This window comes from Pseudomonas fragi, assembly GCF_025426255.1.
Lineage (GTDB): Bacteria > Pseudomonadota > Gammaproteobacteria > Pseudomonadales > Pseudomonadaceae > Aquipseudomonas > Aquipseudomonas kulmbachensis.
This window is the reverse complement of the sequence record NZ_CP104861.1, coordinates 3,041,291-3,060,451: the sequence shown is the minus strand read 5'-3', so window position 1 is coordinate 3,060,451 and position 19,161 is coordinate 3,041,291. Positions and strand designations below refer to the sequence as shown.

Below are 19,161 nucleotides of genomic sequence, written 5' to 3'. Positions count from 1 at the left end.
ATAAGTGCAGGGTTGGTGTGCATTTTTGCATGTCCGGCGTGCAGTATTGCGCGAACTTATTGCGCCAGCCACCCGCCGTCCACATTCCAGGCTGCGCCGCGCACTTGGCTGCCAGCCTCACTGCATAGAAACAGCACCAGTTCGCCCAGTTGCGGCGGGGTTACGAACTCCAGTGAGGGTTGTTTTTCGGCCAGCAAATCATGCTGCGCCTGGTAGGGGTCAATACCCTGGCTGATGCGCTGGTCAATTTGCTTTTGCACCAGTGGTGTCAGCACCCAGCCCGGGCAGATGGCGTTGCAGGTGATGTTGCTGGTGGCGGTTTCAAGGCCTACCACTTTGGTCAGGCCGATCACCCCATGTTTTGCGGCAACATAGGCGGCTTTGCCGACCGAACCCACCAGCCCGTGAACCGAGGCGATGTTGACGATACGGCCCCAGCCGCGTTTGCGCATGCCGGGCAAGGTCAGACGGGTGCTGTGGAATACCGAAGACAGATTGATCGCGATGATCGAGTCCCAGCGCTCTACCGGGAATTCCTCGACGCTGGCGACATGCTGGATGCCAGCGTTGTTGACCAGAATGTCGATGCCGCCAAACTCGCGTTCGGCATAACTGATCATATCGGCGATCTGCGCGGGGTCGCTGACATCCGCCGGATGGTGGCCAACCTTGCCGCCGAACTGTTCGATCTCGGCAATGACTTTGCTGGCATCGCCAAAGCCGTTGAGTATCAGGTCCGCTCCGGCTTTGGCCAGGCTCAGTGCGATGCCCAGGCCGATGCCGCTGGTAGAACCAGTAACCAATGCAGTTTTGCCATTAAGGCTCATGATCAATTCCTCAGTACGATGGTTTCGTGAATGAGGAAACGTAGCACGCGGTTTGCAATTGCGGATACGAAACGGCCCACCAAAAGGTGGGCCGTTTTCACGCAGCGCGGGGAGGATTAGTCCTGGCGGCTGGTGACTTCCAGCAGGTGGTAACCGAACTGGGTTTTAACCGGGCCTTGCACCACGTTGATAGGTGCGCTGAAGACGACGGTGTCGAATTCTTTAACCATTTGGCCTGGACCGAAAGAACCCAGATCGCCGCCCTGACGGCTGGATGGGCAAGAAGAGTTGGCTTTGGCAACTTCGGCGAAATCAGCGCCGCCTTCGATTTGTGCTTTCAGTTCGTTGCACTTGTCTTCGGTGGCAACCAGGATGTGACGGGCAGTGGCTTTGGCCATGAGGGTGTACTCCTTTCAAGAAAGTGCCGAGCCTACCGGATTCAGTGGCTTTTTTCTCGGCAAATGTGCGGTTTTGGGGATTTGATTACCCGCTACAGATCTGCTTGCTTCAGCCGTCTGGCATGTTCCACGTAGAGCTGCATCGGGTCAATGTTCCTGCGGCTTCCTCTTGCTACCTGGTTGATGGTGTCGAGGTGGTCCATGGGGTAATCCGAGCGTATCACCTGGCCCAGATGCGAGCTGAAGCGCCCGACCATCCCGTCGTTTTCCCTGGTCTCGCGGGTAAAGAAGCTGCCAAAAACACGCAGGGCATTGTGCAGGGGGTCGAGCAGGTTCAGTGACTCCGTCAGCCGTGAACCTTTGATGATGCCGCTCCAGGAGTAATAGAAGACGTCATTGACTTGTCCGGGCCCCATGCCTCCCCACGTGGTGGGCAAGCCTTGAGGGTATTTCAGGTTAAAGGCGGCAACGCCTTCGGTGGTCAGGGCATTCAGTGCGTTCAAAGCATGTTGAGGCAGTTGCGGGTGGCCGCTGAGGGCCGACAGGAATGCGCTGAGTGCGGTGGTCAGGGCTGCCGCGACGGTTTCGGGAAGTCGTCCCGGGATCAAGGCCAAGCGCAAACGGTCGGCCAGTTCCGAGCCCTGGTTGGGGCCGCTGACTGAAGTAACGGAGGCGATGACCTCGGGGGCGATGGCTGCCGCATAACGTGCAGTCAGGGCGCCCTGGCTGTGGCCGATAAGGTTGACCCGTGGTGCTCCGGTCTGTCTGCGCAAGCCGTGTATTTGCTCGAGCAGTTGGTCGCCACGGGCTTCATTGCCGTTGGCGGCAGAAATAATCGGCACAAAGACGCTGGCACCACACTCAGTGAGCGCTTGTTTGATGCCATTGAAGTAATGGTGGGAGCCAATCCGGTCGAATCCAAAAAGGCCATGCACCAGTAAAATCGGGTATTGGGTGTTTGCAGAGTCATCCATGATCAATCTCGCTAGGTGTTTTTGAGTCATAAAAACACCTTAGTCGAAACCGGCTTTGCGCAACCGTGGGCATTTTCCCGGGTTGCGCTGTTGTTTGCAGAGCGTGGTTGTCAGGCGATGGCCTTGGCGCTGTGGCGCTGCGCTTGCAGTTGATGGGCGGCGTTGCGCAGCAGTTGCTCGGTTGCATCCCAGCCCAGGCAGCCATCGGTCACGGAAACCCCGTAGCGCATGTTCGTGCTCAGGGGCTGACAGCCTTCGAACAGATGGCTTTCGAGCATCATCCCAATCAGCGAATGGTCGCCTGCCAGGCGCTGCTCAAGTACCTCATTGAACACTTCAGGCTGACGCAACGGGTCTTTGCCGCTGTTTGCGTGGCTGCAGTCGACCATGATGCGGGTTGCAATAGCGCTCTTTTGCAGTCCGGCGCGGGCCTTGGCGAGGCTGGCACGGTCGTAGTTCGGGCCACTGTGGCCGCCACGTAACACCAGGTGGGTGTCGGGGTTGCCGCGTGTCTCGACGATTGCCGGATGGCCCTGGCTATCGACGCCGAAGTGACGATGGCTGTGTGCCGCAGAGCGCATGGCGTCGCAAGCAATTGCCACACCACCGTCGGTGCCGTTTTTGAAGCCCACCGGCAGATCAAGACCACTGGCCATTTCGCGGTGGATTTGCGATTCGGTGGTGCGGGCGCCAATGGCCACCCAGCCCAGCAGGTCGTCGAAGTAGCCAGCGGCAATGGGTTGCAGCAGTTCGGTTGCAACCGGCAGGCCCATGCGCAGCATTTCAAGCATCAGTTCGCGTGACAGGGTCAGGCCGTGGGCCATGTCATCGCTGCCATCCAGGTGCGGGTCGTAGGCCAGGCCTTTCCAGCCGACGGTGGTGCGCGGTTTTTCGATATAGGCACGCATGACCAGCAGCAAGTCGTCGCGCACTTCATGTGCCAGGGCTGCGAGGTTGCTGGCGTATTCCAGTGCGGCGAGGGGGTCGTGGATGGAGCAGGGGCCTACGACAACCAGTAAACGGGAGTCTTCACCGTTGAGGATGGCGCGAATGGCTTGGCGCTGATTGCGGACCTGGTTGCCAAGCATGTCGCTCAGCGGCAGCTGCTGTTTGAGTTGCGATGCGCTGGGCAGACGACGGGTCGAAACGGTGGCAGTGGCAGTGTGTACGGTTGGCAGAGCTGAAACGGATGCGTTCATGGTGTGTGCTTCCTGGGCAGGCGGCGGGTTGTCCCGCGCGCTCAGCCCTACTGGGGTGTTCGACAATTGGCCAGACTGGCTGTGAGTGCTTGCGTGCCACCAATGTGGGTCCGTTCGGAGGTGGCAGGCTGTCCCGAACGGCGGCTGATAAATCGCCATGCAGTGCAAAGGTCGAAGCGGTAATAAGTGGCGTAGTTCATGGGGTAAATCCTCAATTCAAGAAAATGTCAGGGGCTGAAAAAACAAAACCCCCGGTCGGGAAGCCGACCGGGGGTGAGAATTCTCTGGTAGGCGACCCCTAAGTAGTGGGCGCCGTGTGGGTATCAGGCGCGCCAGTGGCTAAACCAATACCCAAAATAAAATCGTGCTGTGGAGTGCATGTTGTTCGCGCACACAGCAGCAGCCAGACGCGATTGGCGTGTGGTCTTGCAAATGGCTGTGTTGGCGTGATGCAACATGGGTTGTCTCCGATTAGTGGTTTGCAGCTTACTCGACGCGAACCGACTGATTCAATAAAAAAATACTATCTGGAAGAACGATAAAGGCTATTGCCTGACGCCAATGTGCGTACCCAAGGCGCAGCGGTGGGTTACCCGCCGTTGGGTTCTTGCCCTGAAACGCTCTATTTGGGCTTTTGCGACCCATTTTAGTGAGGTGCGAAATGGCCTGCACACTAAATCGGGAGGGTTGGCCAATAAAGCGCATACTCAGGCGAGTACATCATCTTTTGACTCTGTCGGATGCATAGTCCTTGGCACAATGATGCCGTCCTTCATACCCAAAAGAACCGCTACCTTGTGAGCTTCACCGCGTTTTCCTTTTTTGCGGCCGGAGAGCACTTGATAGGTAGTTGCAGGGTCGATTCCATGCTCTCGAGCAAACTCTTGAACGGACTTTCCCTGGTGTTCCAGCCATGCCTTGGCTTGTGCGGCAGTACGGATTCCGGTCATAGTTCAAAACCGTTCAAAGTTGTTTAATATTCATCGATTATACCATCCTCGTGGGTGTTTAAAATGAGGTCTTACATCCAAATGGGTGGAATTGGTTTGCGCTTGAGGCAAGAGAGAGAGCGACTTGGCTTGTCGCAGAAATCTTTTGGCGAAATCGGTGGTGTCGAGGCGAACGCCCAAGGCAAGTACGAAAATGGCGATCGCGCTCCAAAAGCGGACTATCTGTCACGTGTCGCAGGGCGCGGTGTGGATGTGCTCTATGTGTTGACGGGCAGCCCAACCCCAACACTAATCGATAATCTCAGTCAGATAGAAGAAAAGGTTCTGATCAGTTACCGGGTGCTGCATAAGGAAGATCAGGACGCTATCCGCCGTTTGACCACAACCCTGGCAGAGTTGTCGGCCCCGCAGATGGTCAAAGAACGTTGAGATCTTGAGGAGGTCGATCCCGTCAAGGGGTGATTCTTTACAAGGCTTTAACGTTTCGGCATGGATAGTTGACGCATGCCGGTAGGTTGGTGCATTAGTTTTTGCTATGGTATCGGCAATCAAACAAGACCAATTTGCGAGGTGTCGACTTGATTCGGGTTCTAGTGGTCGATGATCACGATCTGGTGCGTACAGGGATCACACGAATGCTGGCCGATATCGAGGGCTTGCAAGTGGTCGGTCAAGCCGAGTCCGGTGAGGAGTCGCTTATCAAGGCTCGTGAGCTGAAACCGGATGTGGTCTTGATGGATGTCAAAATGCCCGGCATCGGTGGCCTTGAGGCTACTCGCAAAATGATGCGCAGCCACCCGGATATCAAGGTTGTCGCTGTGACCGTGTGCGAAGAAGACCCTTTTCCGACGCGTTTGCTGCAAGCAGGCGCGGCGGGCTATATGACCAAGGGCGCGGGCCTGGCTGAAATGGTCCAGGCCATTCGCCTGGTATTCGCCGGTCAGCGTTATATCAGCCCACAAGTTGCACAGCAATTGGCGCTCAAGTCCTTTCAGCCCGCCAGTGATTCCCCTTTCGATGCCTTGTCCGAGCGTGAAATTCAGATCGCGCTAATGATTGTCGGTTGCCAGAAGGTTCAGGTTATTTCCGACAAGCTTTGCCTGTCACCCAAGACGGTCAATACCTACCGCTACCGTATCTACGAGAAGCTTTCAGTCAAAAGCGATGTTGAACTGGCGTTGTTGGCCGTTCGTCACGGCATGGTTGATGCTGGCTAACGATGACTGACGTGTTCGACGCAAGTGCGTTTCTTTCGACCTGCAGCGGTCGACCTGGCGTGTATCGCATGTTTGATAGCGATGCGCGGTTGCTTTATGTGGGCAAGGCCAAGCACCTGAAAAAACGCCTGGCCAGCTACTTTCGCAAAACCGGCCTGGCGCCCAAAACGGCGGCATTGGTTGCGCGGATCGCGCAAATTGAAACCACTATTACCGCCAACGAAACCGAAGCGCTGTTGCTTGAGCAGACGCTTATCAAGGAGTGGCGCCCGCCGTACAACATTCTGTTGCGCGACGACAAGTCCTACCCCTACGTGTTTCTGTCAGATGGCGAGTACCCGCGCCTGAGTATTCATCGCGGCGCCAAGAAGAAAAAAGGCAAGTTTTTTGGGCCCTATCCCAGTGCTGGCGCTATTCGCGAAAGCCTGAGCATCTTGCAGAAGACTTTTCTGGTGCGTCAGTGCGAAGACAGCTATTTCAAAAATAGAACACGACCTTGCTTGCAGTATCAGATCAAGCGCTGCAAGGCCCCGTGTGTCGGTTTGGTCGACCCGCAGGAATATGCCGAAGACGTGCGTCACTCGATCATGTTCCTCGAAGGGCGCAGCAGTGCGCTGACCGACGAGTTGAACAGTGCGATGGAGCAGGCCGCCAGTACCCTCGATTTCGAGCGTGCAGCAGAGGTGCGTGATCAGATCTCCCTGCTGCGTCGGGTTCAGGATCAGCAGAGCATGGAAGGCGGAACCGGCGACGTGGACGTGATTGCCGCCTTTGTTAACCCCGGCGGCGCCTGTGTGCATTTGATCAACGTGCGCGGCGGGCGGGTACTGGGCAGCAAGAACTTCTTTCCTCAGGTAGGCATCGAGGAAGATGTGGCCGAAGTCATGGCGGCGTTTCTCGGGCAGTACTACATCAGCAGCCCTGAGCGCGACCTGCCGAGTGAGCTGATCGTCAACGTGGAGCATGAGAGCTTCGGGGCGATTGTCGAGGCGATAGACGAGCTGCGCGGCCGAGAGCTGGCTATCAGCTACCGGGTGCGTGGCACCCGGGCGCGCTGGCAGCAGTTGGCGGTCACCAATGCCGAGCAGGCGCTGACGGCGCGCCTGACCAACCGCCTGCATGTCGCGGCGCGCTTCGAGGCCCTGGCGCAAGTATTGAAGCTGGACGAAATTCCGCAGCGTCTGGAATGTTATGACATCAGTCACTCCAGCGGCGAAGCCACCGTTGCATCCTGCGTGGTGTTTGGCCCCGAAGGTCCGATCAAGTCGGATTACCGGCGTTTCAACATTGAAGGGGTAACCCCTGGTGATGACTATGCCGCCATGCACCAGGCGCTGATGCGCCGCTTCAGTCGGCTTAAAGAGGGGGAGGGCAAGCTGCCGGACATCCTCTTGGTCGACGGTGGCAAGGGCCAGCTGTCGATGGCCCGTGATGTGCTCAATGAGCTGGCGGTGCCGGACCTGATTCTGCTTGGCGTGGCCAAGGGTGCGACCCGCAAGGCGGGCTTTGAAACCCTCTATTTGAACGACGCGGCCCATGAATTCACATTAAAAGGCGATTCGCCGGCCTTGCATTTGATCCAGCAAATCCGTGACGAGGCTCACCGCTTTGCAATTACCGGACATCGGGCGCGACGCGGCAAAACCCGTCGAACCTCAACCCTGGAAGGCATTGCGGGGGTAGGGCCGACACGTCGCCGAGATTTATTGAAACATTTTGGTGGCTTACAGGAGCTATCTCGTGCCAGCATCGAGGAGATCGCCAAAGCACCCGGGATCAGTAAAAAGCTCGCTGAGTTGATTTATGCAAACCTGCACAGCGAGTAGAATGCCACCTCACCTCGTAGCTAGTTGTGCCGATGAATATCCCTAATTTGATCACCGTACTACGCGTTCTACTTATTCCTTTCTTCATCCTGCTGTTCTATCTCCCCTACAGCTGGAGTTATGTAGCCGCCAGCTCAGTCTTCGCATTTGCGGCGGCGACCGATTGGCTCGACGGCTATCTGGCCCGACGACTGGAGCAAAGCACGCCTTTTGGCGCCTTTCTGGATCCAGTTGCCGACAAGCTGATGGTCGCTGTGGCTTTGGTTTTGCTGGTGCAAGAACACCACAACGTATGGTTGACCCTGCCTGCGGCCGTGATTATCGGTCGTGAAATCGTCATCTCGGCGTTGCGTGAGTGGATGGCGGAACTGGGCGCGCGGGCTCAGGTTGCCGTATCGAACATGGGCAAATGGAAAACCGCAGCACAAATGCTGGCGCTGATCATCTTGCTGGCCAACCCTTCGGACTTCAGTTTCTGGGTCCTGGTGGGTTACGGGTTGCTGCTGGTGGCTGCCGGGTTGACCTTATGGTCGATGGTTCAATATTTGCGGGCTGCCTGGCCGCATCTGAAGACGACCTCGGTCAAATAAATAAAACTTTTTGAATCAATGGCTTGACGCATTCTTTTATTGCTATAGAATGCGCCACACCAAGCGGGAATAGCTCAGTTGGTAGAGCACGACCTTGCCAAGGTCGGGGTCGCGAGTTCGAGTCTCGTTTCCCGCTCCAGACATGGCCCTACGAATTCATCGCAATTCGACAGGGCAAGAAAAAAGGACCTTCGGGTCCTTTTTTCGTTTCTGCGGCAGCGTATTTTTGTACAAAATACGCTGAGCACTAACCGACGAATTGCCAATAGAAGTTGGTTATTTGATCACCCCATATCAATGCAGCCCAGCCGGCCATGGCCAGATAGGGACCAAAGGGGGTCGGTGTCGATACTTGAGCGTTGCGCAAACGCAGCAACGTCAGGCCGCCCAACGTGCCAGCCAGGGCCGCCAGCAGGATGGTCAGCGGCAATATCTGCCAGCCGCCCCAGGCCCCCAGCAGGGCCAGCAATTTGAAGTCGCCATAGCCCAAGCCGTCCTGGCCGGTGAGCAGTCGAAACAGCCAGAACACTGACCATAGACTCAGGTAGCCAGCCACCGCGCCCCACATCGCGTCCGTCAGCGGGACAAATACTCCGAAGCTGTTCACGATCAAGCCGAGCCACAGCAGCGGCAGTGTCAGCTCATCAGGCAATAATTGGTGGTCGGCATCGATCAGGCTCGCTGCCAGCAAACCCCAACTCAAGACCAATACTCCGGCGGCCTGCCAGCCAAACCCGAAATGCCAGGCGATAAATCCCGAGAGCACAGCGCAGGCCAGCTCTGTCAGCGGGTAGCGAAGGCTGATGGTTTTTTGGCAGCCTGAACAACGACCACGCAGCAGCAGGTAGCTCACCAGAGGGATGTTTTGCCACGGACGAATCGACTCTGCGCAATGGGGGCAGGCGGAGTGCGGGTACATCAGGTTATAGGGCGCCCCGGCAGGTTCAGCGGGCAGATTGAGCGCTTCATGGGCCTGTGCTTGCCAGTCGCGTTCGAGCATCTTCGGCAGGCGCCAGACCAGCACATTGATAAAACTGCCTACGATCAGTCCTAGCACCAGTGCGTATATGACGAAAACCAGAGGGAAACTGGCAAGGACTTCAGTGAGGGCCATGTTCAAATCGCTGATCCAGGTGGGTAAGTGTGCAAGTACTTGGCGCCGTACTCAGAGGCCTTTAGACCCTGAGAATGGTCGCCAATTGAGGGGTAAACAGGGCAGCCAGCTATTGATGATCTGTATGCGTCAGTGAGTGCCAGGTCTATCTGACCTCCAGCACCAGCCTTGCCCGGACGTGGGCCATTGGATTGACCTCAAGGTTGGCCGAAATAACCTCCACCCCTTGCTCGCCGAGTTGCTGCAACCAGGCAAGCAGATCATCCAGAGAACCGGAGAGGCCGAGATTGACTCGGCCTTGTTGTTCGTTATCCAGGCGTTCCAGATTCAGGTTGGCCTCAGCGCTGGTTCGTGCCAGTAACCCCGGCAAGTCCCCGGAGTTAATTGTCGTTCCATGCTGTCCGCCACTAGTGGCGGGCATGCGCTGCAGGTCTGCCGTCAGTTGCAGCTCGTCGCGGTACTGACGTGCTGCGTCCTGCAAGGCCGCACGCTGTGGTTGCCACAACAGCGTCCAGGTCAGCACCAGGCCGAGCAGCAGGGCCAGCAGAGACAAGGCCAAGCGTTCGCGTTCGGATAAATTGCGAAAGGGCATATTCATTCCTTGATCTTCAAACGGGCGCTGACCACTTGGTCATCACGGACGGTGGAGTCGGCTTGCACCGTCAGGCCAGCGCGGCCCAGGCCCTCACGCAAGCGTTCGAGGTCGGCGAAAGCCGGAGCGATTACACGCAGGGTCCAGCCCTCACCATTTTGATAATCCAGCTGGTCGACCCGGGCCAAGGCGCCGCTGCTGTTGCTCCAGTGTCGAGCCAGTGTTTCCAGGCGCCGTGCCAGGTCCTGATGGGGTGTCTGGTTTTGCTGCAGTCGCGCCTGGACCTGACGGTTAAGGTCGACGACCCGAGACTCATCTGGCGCCCGCTGTTGCCAAGTATCAAGGTTGGCTTGATGCAGTTCGACGCTGCGTTGTTCCAACACCATCCGGTGGCCGAAGTCCTGCAACAGGCTGGCGCCACAGCCCAATACGGCCAGTAAAGCCAGGGCGCGCCAGGGTGGGCGGCGCCGACCGCCGAGGGAGAATCCGCCTTGGCGCAAGTCGATGGCGTGCTTCGCGCCTTCGGCCAGCAAAGGCCAAGGTGACTCTTCGCAGCGATGCAGGTCGTCTGGCAGCAATGTGACCAGGGTTTCCAGCTCCTCTTCGATGAGGGCCGAGGGATGGACGATCGTACCGCCGAGCAACCAGCGACCTGCGCAGTACAATGCTGTCGGCTGCTCGCCCTGCACGCAGTCGGCATCGATATGAATCCGCGTTGGGACCAGGCCTTTGTCCTCCAGGCGCGCGAGCAGTGGTTGGAGCCAGTCGCGGCGTATCACCCACAATCGGCAATGACGCCGTTGGTGTAACGCTCCCTGGGCCAGGTGCAGTTGGTCGAGGTCATCCAGCAGTTTTTCTTCAAGTGCCGAATGGATCGCCTGACGCAGCCAGCGGCCGCTGCCTGGGGGTACTTCGATGCGGTGATGGCTGGCGGCTTCGCTGGGCAGCAGCAATACCAGAGGCTGACCAGCAAGGGCTTGGGCCGCCTGATCCAGATCGCCCTGGGTCACGGGGCCGTCGCCATGCCACCAGGTCAGGGGCGCGTCTTCGATCAGGGAGGAGATATAAAGTAAGGCGTTCACGTGGGGGTCACTCCGAAAAAGTGCGCAGAGGGGCGACGAGTTGTCGGCGCAGCACCTGAACCTGGCCGTCAATGCCAGTGCGCAGGTCGCTGATCAGGTGCAGGCGACGTTCGCCCAGCGCTACCTCGAGGGTCGCGCGAAAGTTGCTACTACTGGTGGTCAGCCCTGCACCATTGACTTGACGGCCTTGCAGCAGCGGTTGCTCAAGAAACTCCTGCACGCTTTTGTAACCGTCGGCAGGGCGTTGCTGCACCAGGGCCTGGGCGATACCGAGGTCCAGGCTTTCGAGGGTAGCCAGCAGTTGGGCGCTTGCGGTATTGATGTTCAAGGCACCCAACCCGGTGGTCGCAACCCAAGGTTGCAGGCGCTGCCAGCCCGAGAAGTCCAGGGCCACCAGACGGCGCAATTCGCTGCTGTCGGCGAAGGGTAAGGGCTTGTGGTTGTAGCCTGCAGTCGTGGGCAGGCTTGCTGGGTCGTGGGGGGGCAGACCGAGTTGTGCCAGCAGGCGCTGGTAGCGAGCACGATTCAGTTCGTCGTTGGGATTGCGCAGGCGGTCGAGGTTAAAGCGCGCGCCCAAGTCTTCCAGGTGGATGCGGATACGCCCGCCCTCGATCTCGAGTTCGCCGCCGTCCTGGGGCCAGCGCTGTCCCAAATGCACTCGGGTCAGGCCGTCGTCAGCACGCAGGTCGCTGCGCAATTGCTCGCGGGCCCAGGTCTCGCCGCTGAGGGCCAACTGCCAGAGTTGCTGCTGTTGCAATTGGTTGGCGCTACTGGCCACGCTCAGGCGTTGTCGGGCGAGCATATCGCTGATGATCAGGGTCACCAGTGCGGTGATCAGCAACACACTGATCAGCGCCACCCCTCGTTGCCGACGTGGGTTATTCACTGGCGGTGCCCTGGAAACCGGGCAGCAAGATAACCCGGCGGATATCCGGGTAACCGGGGGCGTCGAGTTCAATCTCTATCGCTTGCGGCAGGCTTAGCGGCAGGCTCAGGGCCGGCCAGGCCGAATGCGCTGTGCCGTTGGCGTCGATGTAGCGCAGGTGTTTGAGATGCACGCCATCGAGCAAGCGCTGCTGGCGAACTTCCCCTGGCAGGGGTGCTTGCCCGGTGAGGGGGTGGTAGTCGCGCAGCCATTGGCCCTGGCTCCAGCGGTGGCTGACTTGCAGTACATCGCTGCGTGCCTGCTCCAGCGGGTTGCTCCAGCCGCCCCTTACGAGGCGCAGGTTATCGCTGCGCCCGATCAGTGCCTGGCGTCGGCTGGGGTCATCGCTCAGTGGGTAGGCGATGGCTTGTGTCAGGTCGCGCTCGAAGATCGCGAGGGCCCGTTGCAGGTTGCGCAGTTGCTGTTCGTGTTGGTCGATGCGCCGCTCACTGTGCAGCACGCGCTCCAGCAGTTGATAGCAGGCCAGGCCCAGTAGGCTGAACAGGGCCATGGCGATGAGCACTTCCAGAAGGGTAAAACCACGCTGTTTCATGGGTGTGCCTCGATGAATCCGCTGAGCAAGGCCCGGCGCAGCGGTCGTGGGCCGACGATGGAAACCTCCAGGCTGACCTGGCGCAGGCGTGGGTCGGGGGCGCTCGTCACACGGCTGTCGAGCAGCCACTGACGGCCGCCGAAGTCCAGTCTCTCTGGTTGCTGACCGGCGGCGATCTGGCGCATACCAGCGCGCAGTTCGGTCAAGCGGTTGTCCGCCAGCCAATGTGCAAGGCTGCGTTCGGAAAGGCCGCTATTGTTGCTGGCTATGTGCTGGGCAGCGCTGTAGAGGGCCACTGAAAGGGTGGCAAAGATGCTCAGGGCGACCATTACTTCGAGCAAGGTAAAACCGTCACAGCGTTTCAATGCGCACCTCTTCCAGCCCGTCGCTGTGCAGAGAGAGCACCGGTTTGAGGCGATGTTCTACGTGCAGGGTAAAAGGCGAAATTTCATCGTTGGACAGCACCAGCAGTTGCGGTGCTTTGCTGTTGGCAGGGGCGTTGGGCTCAAGCAGGTTTGCTCCCGCTTGCAATTGCAGGCGTACGTTTACCGGCAGTTGCTGCTCGCGGTATTGCGGGGCGGGCTGCCAGCGTCCGTCTCTGGTGCGCGACTGGACCGAGTAACGGTCGTTGTCCAGGCGCAGGCCATAGTCGCGGTGGTTAATCAGGGCGTCTACGCGCAGCAGCCCGATCAGGCTGCGCAGCTGTTCTGCCTCGCGGCGGGCCTGCTGGATGCTATCGACCTGGGACAGCCCTGCCAGGCCGGCCATCAGGCCGACGATCAGGATCACCACCAGTACTTCGAGCAAGGTAAAACCGCGGGCGGAGTGCTTCACTTCAGAAGTCCCAGTTACCGATATCGGCGTTCAGGCCTTCGCCACCGAGGCGGCCATCGGCACCGAAGGAGAACAGATCGTATGCATTCTCCCGGCTACCCGGGGACAGGTACTGGTAAGCGTTGCCCCAGGGGTCGACCGGTAGGCGCTTGAGATAGCCGTCCGCATTCCAGTTGCGCATCAGGGCGCCCGATGGTTTGCTGACCAGGGCTTCGAGGCCTTGCTGGGTGTTGGGATAGTTGTGGTTGTCGAGCTTGTAGATGTCCAGGGCCATGGCGATGGCCTTGATGTCGCTCTGCGCCGCGGTGGCCTTGGCCTGGCCCGGGCGGCTCATGATCTGTGGTACCACCAGCGCGGCGAGTACCCCGAGGATTACAACGACCACCATGATTTCGATCAGGGTGAAACCCCTTTGCTTGTGTCGCTTGTGCATGCGCACTCCCGTGTTTTAGGTGATGAGTTGGTTAAGGCTGAGGATCGGCATCAGAATCGCCAGGACGATGAGCAGTACGCTGGCGCCCATGAACACCAGCATCACCGGCTCGAACAGGCCCACCAGCATGGCGATGCGGTTGGCCAGTTGCGCTTCCTGCTGTTGCGCGGCGCGGTCGAGCATGGCGTCCAGCTCGCCGGAGCGTTCGCCGCTGGCGATCATGTAGAGCATCATTGGCGGGAATTGGCCGCTGTGTTCCAAGGCTCGAGTCAGGCCGCTACCTTCGCGCACCGCTTGGGCGACGTCTTTCAGACAGGTACGAATTTTCTGGTTGGCGACAACCTGAGCGGAGATTTCCAGGGCGTCCACCAACGGCACGCCGCTACGTCCAAGAATCGCCAGGGTGCTGACAAAACGTGTGCAGTTGCTGGCCCGGATCACCCGGCCGAGCAGTGGCACACGCAGTTGCAATTGGTGCCAACGCAGGAGCGTCGCCGGCTTTTTCAGTGCCAACCGGGCAGCTGCCAGCAAGCCTGCGATCAGTAACAGCAGCAGCAGACCGTAGTCGTGCAGCAAGTTACTGGCGGCAATCAGGCCTCGGGTGAGCAGGGGCAGTTGCTGGCCGCTGTCGATAAACACCTTGACCACGTCCGGCACCACAAAACCCAGCAGAAAACCGACGATACTAAAAGCCGCCACCATCAGGATGCTCGGGTAGAGCACGGCCAGCTGTATCTGTTGCTGCGCGGCCTGGCGTGCCTCGGTGTAATCGGCCAGTTGCAGCAGCACATGGCCCAGGTGCCCGGAGCGTTCGCCAGCGGCCACAGTAGCTCGGTACAGCGCGGGGAAGGCACGGGGGAATTCGCCCATGGCGCGGGCCAGGCTGTGACCTTCCAGAACGCGTGCGCGAATCGCCAGGACCATGCTCTGCTGGGCGTTTTTTTCGCACTGGGCGGCTACCGCCGCCAGTACGTCTGCCAGGGGTAGCGAAGCTTGTACCAAGGTCGCGAACTGGCGTGTCAGCAGGGACAGCTGCGCTGTGCTCAGGCTGCGTCTTGAGGTCCCCATACTCCGGTCCTGGTTACCGCGGGCAGGCTTGACTTGCAATGGAATCAGGTTGCGCTCGCGCAACAGTTGGCGTGCCTGGCGGATGCTGTCGGCTTCCTGCACACCCTTGGTTTTGCGGCCAGCGTTACACATGGCGAGGTATTCGAAGGCGGCCATGGTCAGTCCTCCCGGGTTACGCGCAGTAATTCTTCGAGGCTGGTGCTGCCTTGCAGTACCTTTTCGCGGCCATCGGCGAACAGGCTTGGCCCGTGTGCTCGGGCATGGCGGCTGAGTTCGGCTTCACCGGCACCCTGGTGTACCAATTGGCGCAATTTTTCGTCGAACAGCACCAGTTCGTAGATGCCCTGGCGTCCGCGATAGCCGCTGTGCTGGCAGGCCGCACAGCCTTTTGCCTGATACAGCAGGGGTGGCGCCAGGGGGGCGAGATCCAGGCGCGCGCATGCACTGGTATCAGCGGGTGCGCCGACCTTGCACTCGACGCACAGCACCCGCACCAAGCGCTGGGCCAGTACCCCTATCAGCGAGGTGCAGAGCAAAAACGGCTCCACGCCCATATCGACCAAGCGCGTAACCGCGCCCACTGCGCTGTTGGTGTGCAGGGTCGATAGCACCAGGTGTCCAGTGAGGGACGCCTGCACGGCAATTTCGGCGGTTTCACGGTCGCGAATTTCACCGACCATCACCACGTCCGGGTCTTGCCGCAAGATGGCCCGCAGGCCACGGGCGAAGGTCATGTCCACCTTGGTGTTGACCTGCGTCTGGCCGATGCCCGTCAGGTGATATTCCACCGGGTCTTCAATGGTCAGGATATTGCGGGACAACGTGTTGAGACTGGCAAGGCCCGCATACAGGGTGGTGGTTTTGCCGGAGCCGGTGGGCCCAGTCACCAGCAGGATCCCGTGGGGCCGCGCGAGGGTGGCTTCCAGGCGTTCGCGACAAGCCGTGGCCATGCCCAGACGCGCCAGGTCCAGGCGCCCGGCCTGTTTGTCCAGCAGGCGCATCACTACGCGTTCACCGTGGGCTGAGGGCAGGGTGGAAACGCGCACGTCAACTTCATGGCCGCCAATTCGCAGGGCGATACGGCCGTCCTGGGGGATGCGTTTTTCGGCTATGTCCAGGCGTGCCATGACCTTGATCCGCGACACCAGTAGCCCGGCCAGTTCGCGCCGAGGGCGCAGCACTTCGCGCAGCAGGCCATCGACGCGCAGGCGCACCGAGAGGTGTTGCTCGAAGGTCTCCAGGTGGATGTCCGAGGCCTTGGCCTTGACCGCCTCACCGAGGATGGCGTTGATCAGACGGATGATCGGTGCATCGTCTTCCTGCTCCAGCAGGTCTGTGGTCTGCGGCAGGTGTTCGGCCAGGCTGGCCATATCGTCCTGGTCAGCTATTTGGTCGCCCAGGCCTTCGGCCATTTGCATGGCATCATCCTGCCCATCGCGGTAGCACTCGGCCAGGCGCAAGGCGAAGTTTTCGGCGCTAATCACTTGAGTGTGGGGCTGGGCGCCATGACGCCTGCGCACTTCGGCCAGGACTTCCAGCGACGTGTCGTTGCGGCACAGCAATTGGTCGTGCTCCAGCAAAACGCCGTGGCGCCGAGCGAAACTGAAAGGCAGACGTACTGCCTGGGTCATGGCTTGGTCTCGCTGCGCATGTCGGTCACCCCGCCTTGCGGGTTGGCATCGAACATCTGTCGCGGATCATTTGGCAGACGCATGCTATTGGGGCTGCCGTCCAGAGCCCGAAGCTGGCGCAGGTTCTCGTACTTGCGGTCGCTAAGGTTGCTGTTGTCATTGCTGGTGCGCAGCAGTGTCGGGCGCAGGAAGACCATCAGGTTGGTCTTTTCAGTGACCTCACGAGTACTGCTGAACAGGCGGCCGATAAACGGAATGCTGCCCAATATCGGGACCTTGCTGACTTGGGTCTTGACGTTGTCCTTGATCAAGCCACCAAGCACGATGATCTGCCCATCGTCGGCCAGGATGGTGCTTTTTACAGAGCGTTTGTTGGTGATTATGTCGCTGGTGCTGATGCCCGCCGGGGCGGCGGCCAGCTCTGAGCTCTCCTGCTCGACCTCCAGGCGCAAGGTTTTGCCATCGTTGATATGGGGTGTCACCTTGAGGGTAATCCCCACGTCCTTGCGCTCCACGGTGGTGAAGGGGTTGCTGGCACCGGCACTGTCGGTGGTGTAGGAGCCCGTCTGGAATGGCACGTTCTGCCCGACCAGGATTTCTGCAGCCTCGTTGTCCAGGGTCAGCAGGCTAGGAGTCGACAGCAGGTTGTTGTTGGAGTCGCTGGACAGCGCGGTGACCAGAGCCCCGAAGTTGCGGCTTCCCAGGCCTATGATTGCGCCATCGGGCAGCGTCGGGCTCTTGTCGTTGTTGAGGTTGCCCAGCAGGGTGCCGATGGCCAGGCCGCTGGCCGGGAAGTTGGTGCCACCGGTCAGATTGCCCGCCCTTGCGGCCCACTGCACGCCGAGGGCCTCATTGATGTCGCCACTGACTTCGACAATGGCCGCTTCCACCAGCACTTGGGCCCGTGGGCGGTCAAGCTCGGCGATGACCTTGTCAAGCATGCTCAGTTGCGAGGGTTCTGCCATGAGTACCAGGGCGTTCTGGCTTTGGTCGGCGCTGACCAGGATTGAGTTGCCTTGGGAGCTGCCCTCGGAACTGCCACGGCCACCGCCTTCGATGCGCTTGCCGATGCCGTTGAGCAGCTCGGCCATTTGCTTGGCGTCGCTATGGCGTAGGCGTACCACGCGGGTGCCATCGTCGGCGTTGGAGGCTACGTCCATGGTTTTGGCCAGGCGTTCCATCTGTAGGCGTGCCGGCGCCGGGCCGATCAGGATCAGGCGATTGCTGCGGGCGTCGCCGATGGCTTTGGCGGTGCTATTGCCGCTGTTATTCTGGGCGACGCTTTCGCTCAGGATCTTGGCCACGTCGACCGCCCAGGCATGTTTCAGGTTGAGGGTGGTAACGGCCTTGTGCCCGGCGGCATCGAGGTCGCTGACCACCTGGCGAATACGTTCGACGTTGTTGGCGCTGTCTGTGATGACCAGTGCATTTGCACTGGCCGAGGGGGCGAGGTAAGCGTCCGGTGCCACCAGCGGTCGCACCACGGTCGCCACTTCACTGGCAGTGGCGTTATACAGAGGCAATACTTTGGTGATGAACATATCACCCACGGCCATTTTGCTTCCGACAGCCTTGGTCTTGGCTTCGCTGACAGGCACGATCAGCACTCGGTCACCCTGGTCGAGGGCGGCGAACCCCTGGCTGCGCAGCACGGTAAGAAACAGTGAGTAAATACCCTCGCGGTCCATGGCAGAGGCCGACTGCACTGTGACCTTGCCGCTCATGCGAGGGTCCAGGACCATGGTCTTGCCGGTAATGTTACCGACTTCACTGACCAGGTCCTGCAGCTCGGCGTCCTTCATGTTCAAGGTCCACTTGTGCTTGGCATCGGCCGTGGCCAGGGGTGAAAGCAGGGTGCCGAGCATCAGCACGGTACCGGTGATCAGGGAGAGGTTCATGGTTGCATCTCTGCTGGAGGGGGGAGTGCGTCGGCAGTGGGTGTGGGGGTCAGCAGACGCGCGGTATGGCTGGGAAAAGCCAGGGTTTGTTCCAGGCCCCCACCCAGCACCACAATGTGATCCGGGTTGATTGAGCTGAGGCTGACGCCGCCGGGCAGGCGATCGCCAATGCTGTAGAACGCGGTGCTGTCTGGGGCACGGATCAGCGCACGTGAGTCCTTGCTGTGAGCGGCTGTCAGGCTCGCCAGCAGGGTTAGCGGCACCGCAAGGGCAGCTCTCTGCATCTCGGGCGGCGTGGCGCCGAACATTCTGGTTATGCCTTGCGTGTCCAGCGCTTGCAGAGGCTTGGGAGCCTCTGCCGCGGTGGCGCTCTGGGCTGGTTGCGCGGGCAGTTGCTGGATGAAGTCCCAGCTGCCAAGGGCGAGCCAGGCACATAGCGCGCAGGCGCTGAGCAGCAGCAGGTCGCGGTTGAGCGGCATCTTTGCGAGCATAGGCTTCAGCGTATTCAGGCTGATCAAGGCAGCATCCGCTGCAGTACACCGCAGCCCCGGCGCTGGTGCAGCACTACCGCGCCGATATGTCCGAGCACCAGCAGGGCCAGGACCACGCAGCAAGCACGGTGCACGTCGTTGAAAAAGTTCAGCAACAGTGTTGCTTCAAGCGGCTGGGGAATGGTCAGCACGCCAAAAAAATCAATGGGTCGATCCATCATCAGCACGCCGGTTACCAGCACCAGTGCGGTGACGATATACAGCGCCAGGTGACCGAGCCTGGCCAGCAGGTGGTTGCGGGCTCCGATAGCTGCGCACTCTTTGGGTGCGGGGTGGGCCACGGCGAAAAATACACGCACTGCAAACAGTGGCAGCAGCAGTGCAGTCAGCGAAACGTTGATAAAAGTAATGCTGGTTTCTATCGAAGGCGGAAAATGCAGCAACGAGTTGGCAAAACCGCTGATGGAGGCCCAGATAATGATCAGGGCAAAACACCAGTGCAGCAGCCTGCGTGGTGTGGAGTAATTAAGAGCAGACATTGGGTGTTCCTGAACAATAG

The 19,161-nt window shown here is 59.7% G+C and carries 22 protein-coding genes and 1 tRNA gene; 5 read left to right on the top strand and 18 right to left on the bottom strand.

The features are described 5' to 3' along the window. Window positions 1-56: 56 nt before the first annotated feature. The 5 genes from N7D90_RS13965 to N7D90_RS13945 form a co-directional block, all read right to left on the bottom strand. Window positions 57-827 carry a 3-hydroxybutyrate dehydrogenase gene (locus tag N7D90_RS13965; RefSeq protein WP_261738577.1) on the bottom strand — a complete coding sequence of 257 codons (771 nt, stop codon included), beginning with the start codon at window positions 825-827 and terminating at the stop codon, window positions 57-59. Between the two features lie 116 nt (window positions 828-943). Next, a complete protein-coding gene (locus tag N7D90_RS13960; RefSeq protein ID WP_016781241.1) occupies window positions 944-1,225 on the bottom strand; it encodes a peptidylprolyl isomerase in 282 nt (93 codons plus the stop codon). Window positions 1,226-1,317: 92 nt separating this feature from the next. After that, window positions 1,318-2,199, bottom strand: coding sequence for a lipase family alpha/beta hydrolase (locus tag N7D90_RS13955; RefSeq protein ID WP_261738576.1), 882 nt, complete (start codon window positions 2,197-2,199; stop codon window positions 1,318-1,320). Between the two features lie 110 nt (window positions 2,200-2,309). Beyond that, window positions 2,310-3,398, bottom strand: a complete 1,089-nt coding sequence (locus tag N7D90_RS13950) for a 3-deoxy-7-phosphoheptulonate synthase (protein ID WP_261738575.1) — start codon at window positions 3,396-3,398, stop codon at window positions 2,310-2,312. Between the two features lie 707 nt (window positions 3,399-4,105). Then, on the bottom strand, window positions 4,106-4,348 hold the full coding sequence (locus N7D90_RS13945) for a DNA-binding protein (RefSeq protein ID WP_261738574.1): 243 nt from the start codon (window positions 4,346-4,348) through the stop codon (window positions 4,106-4,108). Window positions 4,349-4,429: 81 nt separating this feature from the next. On the opposite strand from N7D90_RS13945, the gene N7D90_RS13940 reads away from it, so the two are divergent. The 5 genes from N7D90_RS13940 to N7D90_RS13920 all read left to right on the top strand — a co-directional run bounded on the left by N7D90_RS13940 (window position 4,430) and on the right by N7D90_RS13920 (window position 8,120). Beyond that, a complete protein-coding gene (locus N7D90_RS13940; protein ID WP_261742448.1) occupies window positions 4,430-4,777 on the top strand; it encodes a helix-turn-helix domain-containing protein in 348 nt (115 codons plus the stop codon). 149 nt (window positions 4,778-4,926) lie between these two features. Continuing rightward, entirely contained in the window at window positions 4,927-5,565 is a 639-nt protein-coding gene (uvrY, locus tag N7D90_RS13935) for a UvrY/SirA/GacA family response regulator transcription factor (protein ID WP_261738573.1), read from the top strand. Window positions 5,566-5,567: 2 nt separating this feature from the next. Further along, window positions 5,568-7,391: an excinuclease ABC subunit UvrC gene (gene uvrC, locus N7D90_RS13930; protein WP_261738572.1), complete on the top strand. Its 1,824-nt coding sequence runs from the start codon at window positions 5,568-5,570 to the stop codon at window positions 7,389-7,391. 32 nt (window positions 7,392-7,423) lie between these two features. Next, window positions 7,424-7,981, top strand: coding sequence for a CDP-diacylglycerol--glycerol-3-phosphate 3-phosphatidyltransferase (gene pgsA / locus N7D90_RS13925; RefSeq protein ID WP_261738571.1), 558 nt, complete (start codon window positions 7,424-7,426; stop codon window positions 7,979-7,981). A gap of 63 nt (window positions 7,982-8,044) precedes the next feature. Beyond that, window positions 8,045-8,120, top strand: a tRNA-Gly gene (locus N7D90_RS13920). Window positions 8,121-8,228: 108 nt separating this feature from the next. Here N7D90_RS13920 and N7D90_RS13915 read toward each other — a convergent pair. From N7D90_RS13915 to N7D90_RS13855, 13 genes are all read right to left on the bottom strand, one after another. Further along, a complete protein-coding gene (locus N7D90_RS13915; RefSeq protein ID WP_261738570.1) occupies window positions 8,229-9,095 on the bottom strand; it encodes a prepilin peptidase in 867 nt (288 codons plus the stop codon). Between the two features lie 145 nt (window positions 9,096-9,240). Further along, window positions 9,241-9,687 carry a type II secretion system protein M gene (locus tag N7D90_RS13910; protein ID WP_261738569.1) on the bottom strand — a complete coding sequence of 149 codons (447 nt, stop codon included), beginning with the start codon at window positions 9,685-9,687 and terminating at the stop codon, window positions 9,241-9,243. Window positions 9,688-9,689: 2 nt separating this feature from the next. Then, window positions 9,690-10,769: a type II secretion system protein GspL gene (gene gspL, locus N7D90_RS13905; RefSeq protein WP_261738568.1), complete on the bottom strand. Its 1,080-nt coding sequence runs from the start codon at window positions 10,767-10,769 to the stop codon at window positions 9,690-9,692. A 7-nt stretch (window positions 10,770-10,776) separates the two neighbouring features. Next, a complete protein-coding gene (gene gspK / locus N7D90_RS13900) occupies window positions 10,777-11,655 on the bottom strand; it encodes a type II secretion system minor pseudopilin GspK (protein ID WP_261738567.1) in 879 nt (292 codons plus the stop codon). Next, window positions 11,648-12,247 carry a type II secretion system minor pseudopilin GspJ gene (gene gspJ / locus N7D90_RS13895; RefSeq protein ID WP_261738566.1) on the bottom strand — a complete coding sequence of 200 codons (600 nt, stop codon included), beginning with the start codon at window positions 12,245-12,247 and terminating at the stop codon, window positions 11,648-11,650. The genes gspK and gspJ overlap by 8 nt, the downstream gene beginning before the upstream one ends. Then, the gene (gene gspI, locus N7D90_RS13890) at window positions 12,244-12,612 is read right to left on the bottom strand and encodes a type II secretion system minor pseudopilin GspI (RefSeq protein ID WP_261738565.1); all 369 of its coding nucleotides are present in this window, start codon (window positions 12,610-12,612) and stop codon (window positions 12,244-12,246) included. The genes gspJ and gspI overlap by 4 nt, the downstream gene beginning before the upstream one ends. Continuing rightward, window positions 12,599-13,081 carry a type II secretion system minor pseudopilin GspH gene (gene gspH / locus N7D90_RS13885; RefSeq protein ID WP_261738564.1) on the bottom strand — a complete coding sequence of 161 codons (483 nt, stop codon included), beginning with the start codon at window positions 13,079-13,081 and terminating at the stop codon, window positions 12,599-12,601. Before gspH ends, gspI begins: the two co-directional genes overlap by 14 nt. A gap of 1 nt (window position 13,082) precedes the next feature. Further along, window positions 13,083-13,514, bottom strand: coding sequence for a type II secretion system major pseudopilin GspG (gspG, locus tag N7D90_RS13880; RefSeq protein ID WP_261738563.1), 432 nt, complete (start codon window positions 13,512-13,514; stop codon window positions 13,083-13,085). A gap of 15 nt (window positions 13,515-13,529) precedes the next feature. Further along, the gene (gene gspF, locus N7D90_RS13875) at window positions 13,530-14,738 is read right to left on the bottom strand and encodes a type II secretion system inner membrane protein GspF (RefSeq protein ID WP_261738562.1); all 1,209 of its coding nucleotides are present in this window, start codon (window positions 14,736-14,738) and stop codon (window positions 13,530-13,532) included. Window positions 14,739-14,740: 2 nt separating this feature from the next. After that, window positions 14,741-16,213: a type II secretion system ATPase GspE gene (gene gspE, locus N7D90_RS13870; RefSeq protein WP_261738561.1), complete on the bottom strand. Its 1,473-nt coding sequence runs from the start codon at window positions 16,211-16,213 to the stop codon at window positions 14,741-14,743. Then, window positions 16,210-18,111 (bottom strand): type II secretion system secretin GspD, encoded by a 1,902-nt coding sequence (gene gspD, locus N7D90_RS13865; RefSeq protein WP_261738560.1) that lies wholly within the window; start codon window positions 18,109-18,111, stop codon window positions 16,210-16,212. The genes gspE and gspD overlap by 4 nt, the downstream gene beginning before the upstream one ends. After that, on the bottom strand, window positions 18,108-18,629 hold the full coding sequence (locus N7D90_RS13860) for a type II secretion system protein N (RefSeq protein ID WP_261738559.1): 522 nt from the start codon (window positions 18,627-18,629) through the stop codon (window positions 18,108-18,110). Before N7D90_RS13860 ends, gspD begins: the two co-directional genes overlap by 4 nt. Beyond that, window positions 18,626-19,141: a cytochrome b/b6 domain-containing protein gene (locus tag N7D90_RS13855; protein WP_261738558.1), complete on the bottom strand. Its 516-nt coding sequence runs from the start codon at window positions 19,139-19,141 to the stop codon at window positions 18,626-18,628. Before N7D90_RS13855 ends, N7D90_RS13860 begins: the two co-directional genes overlap by 4 nt. Window positions 19,142-19,161: the final 20 nt, after the last annotated feature.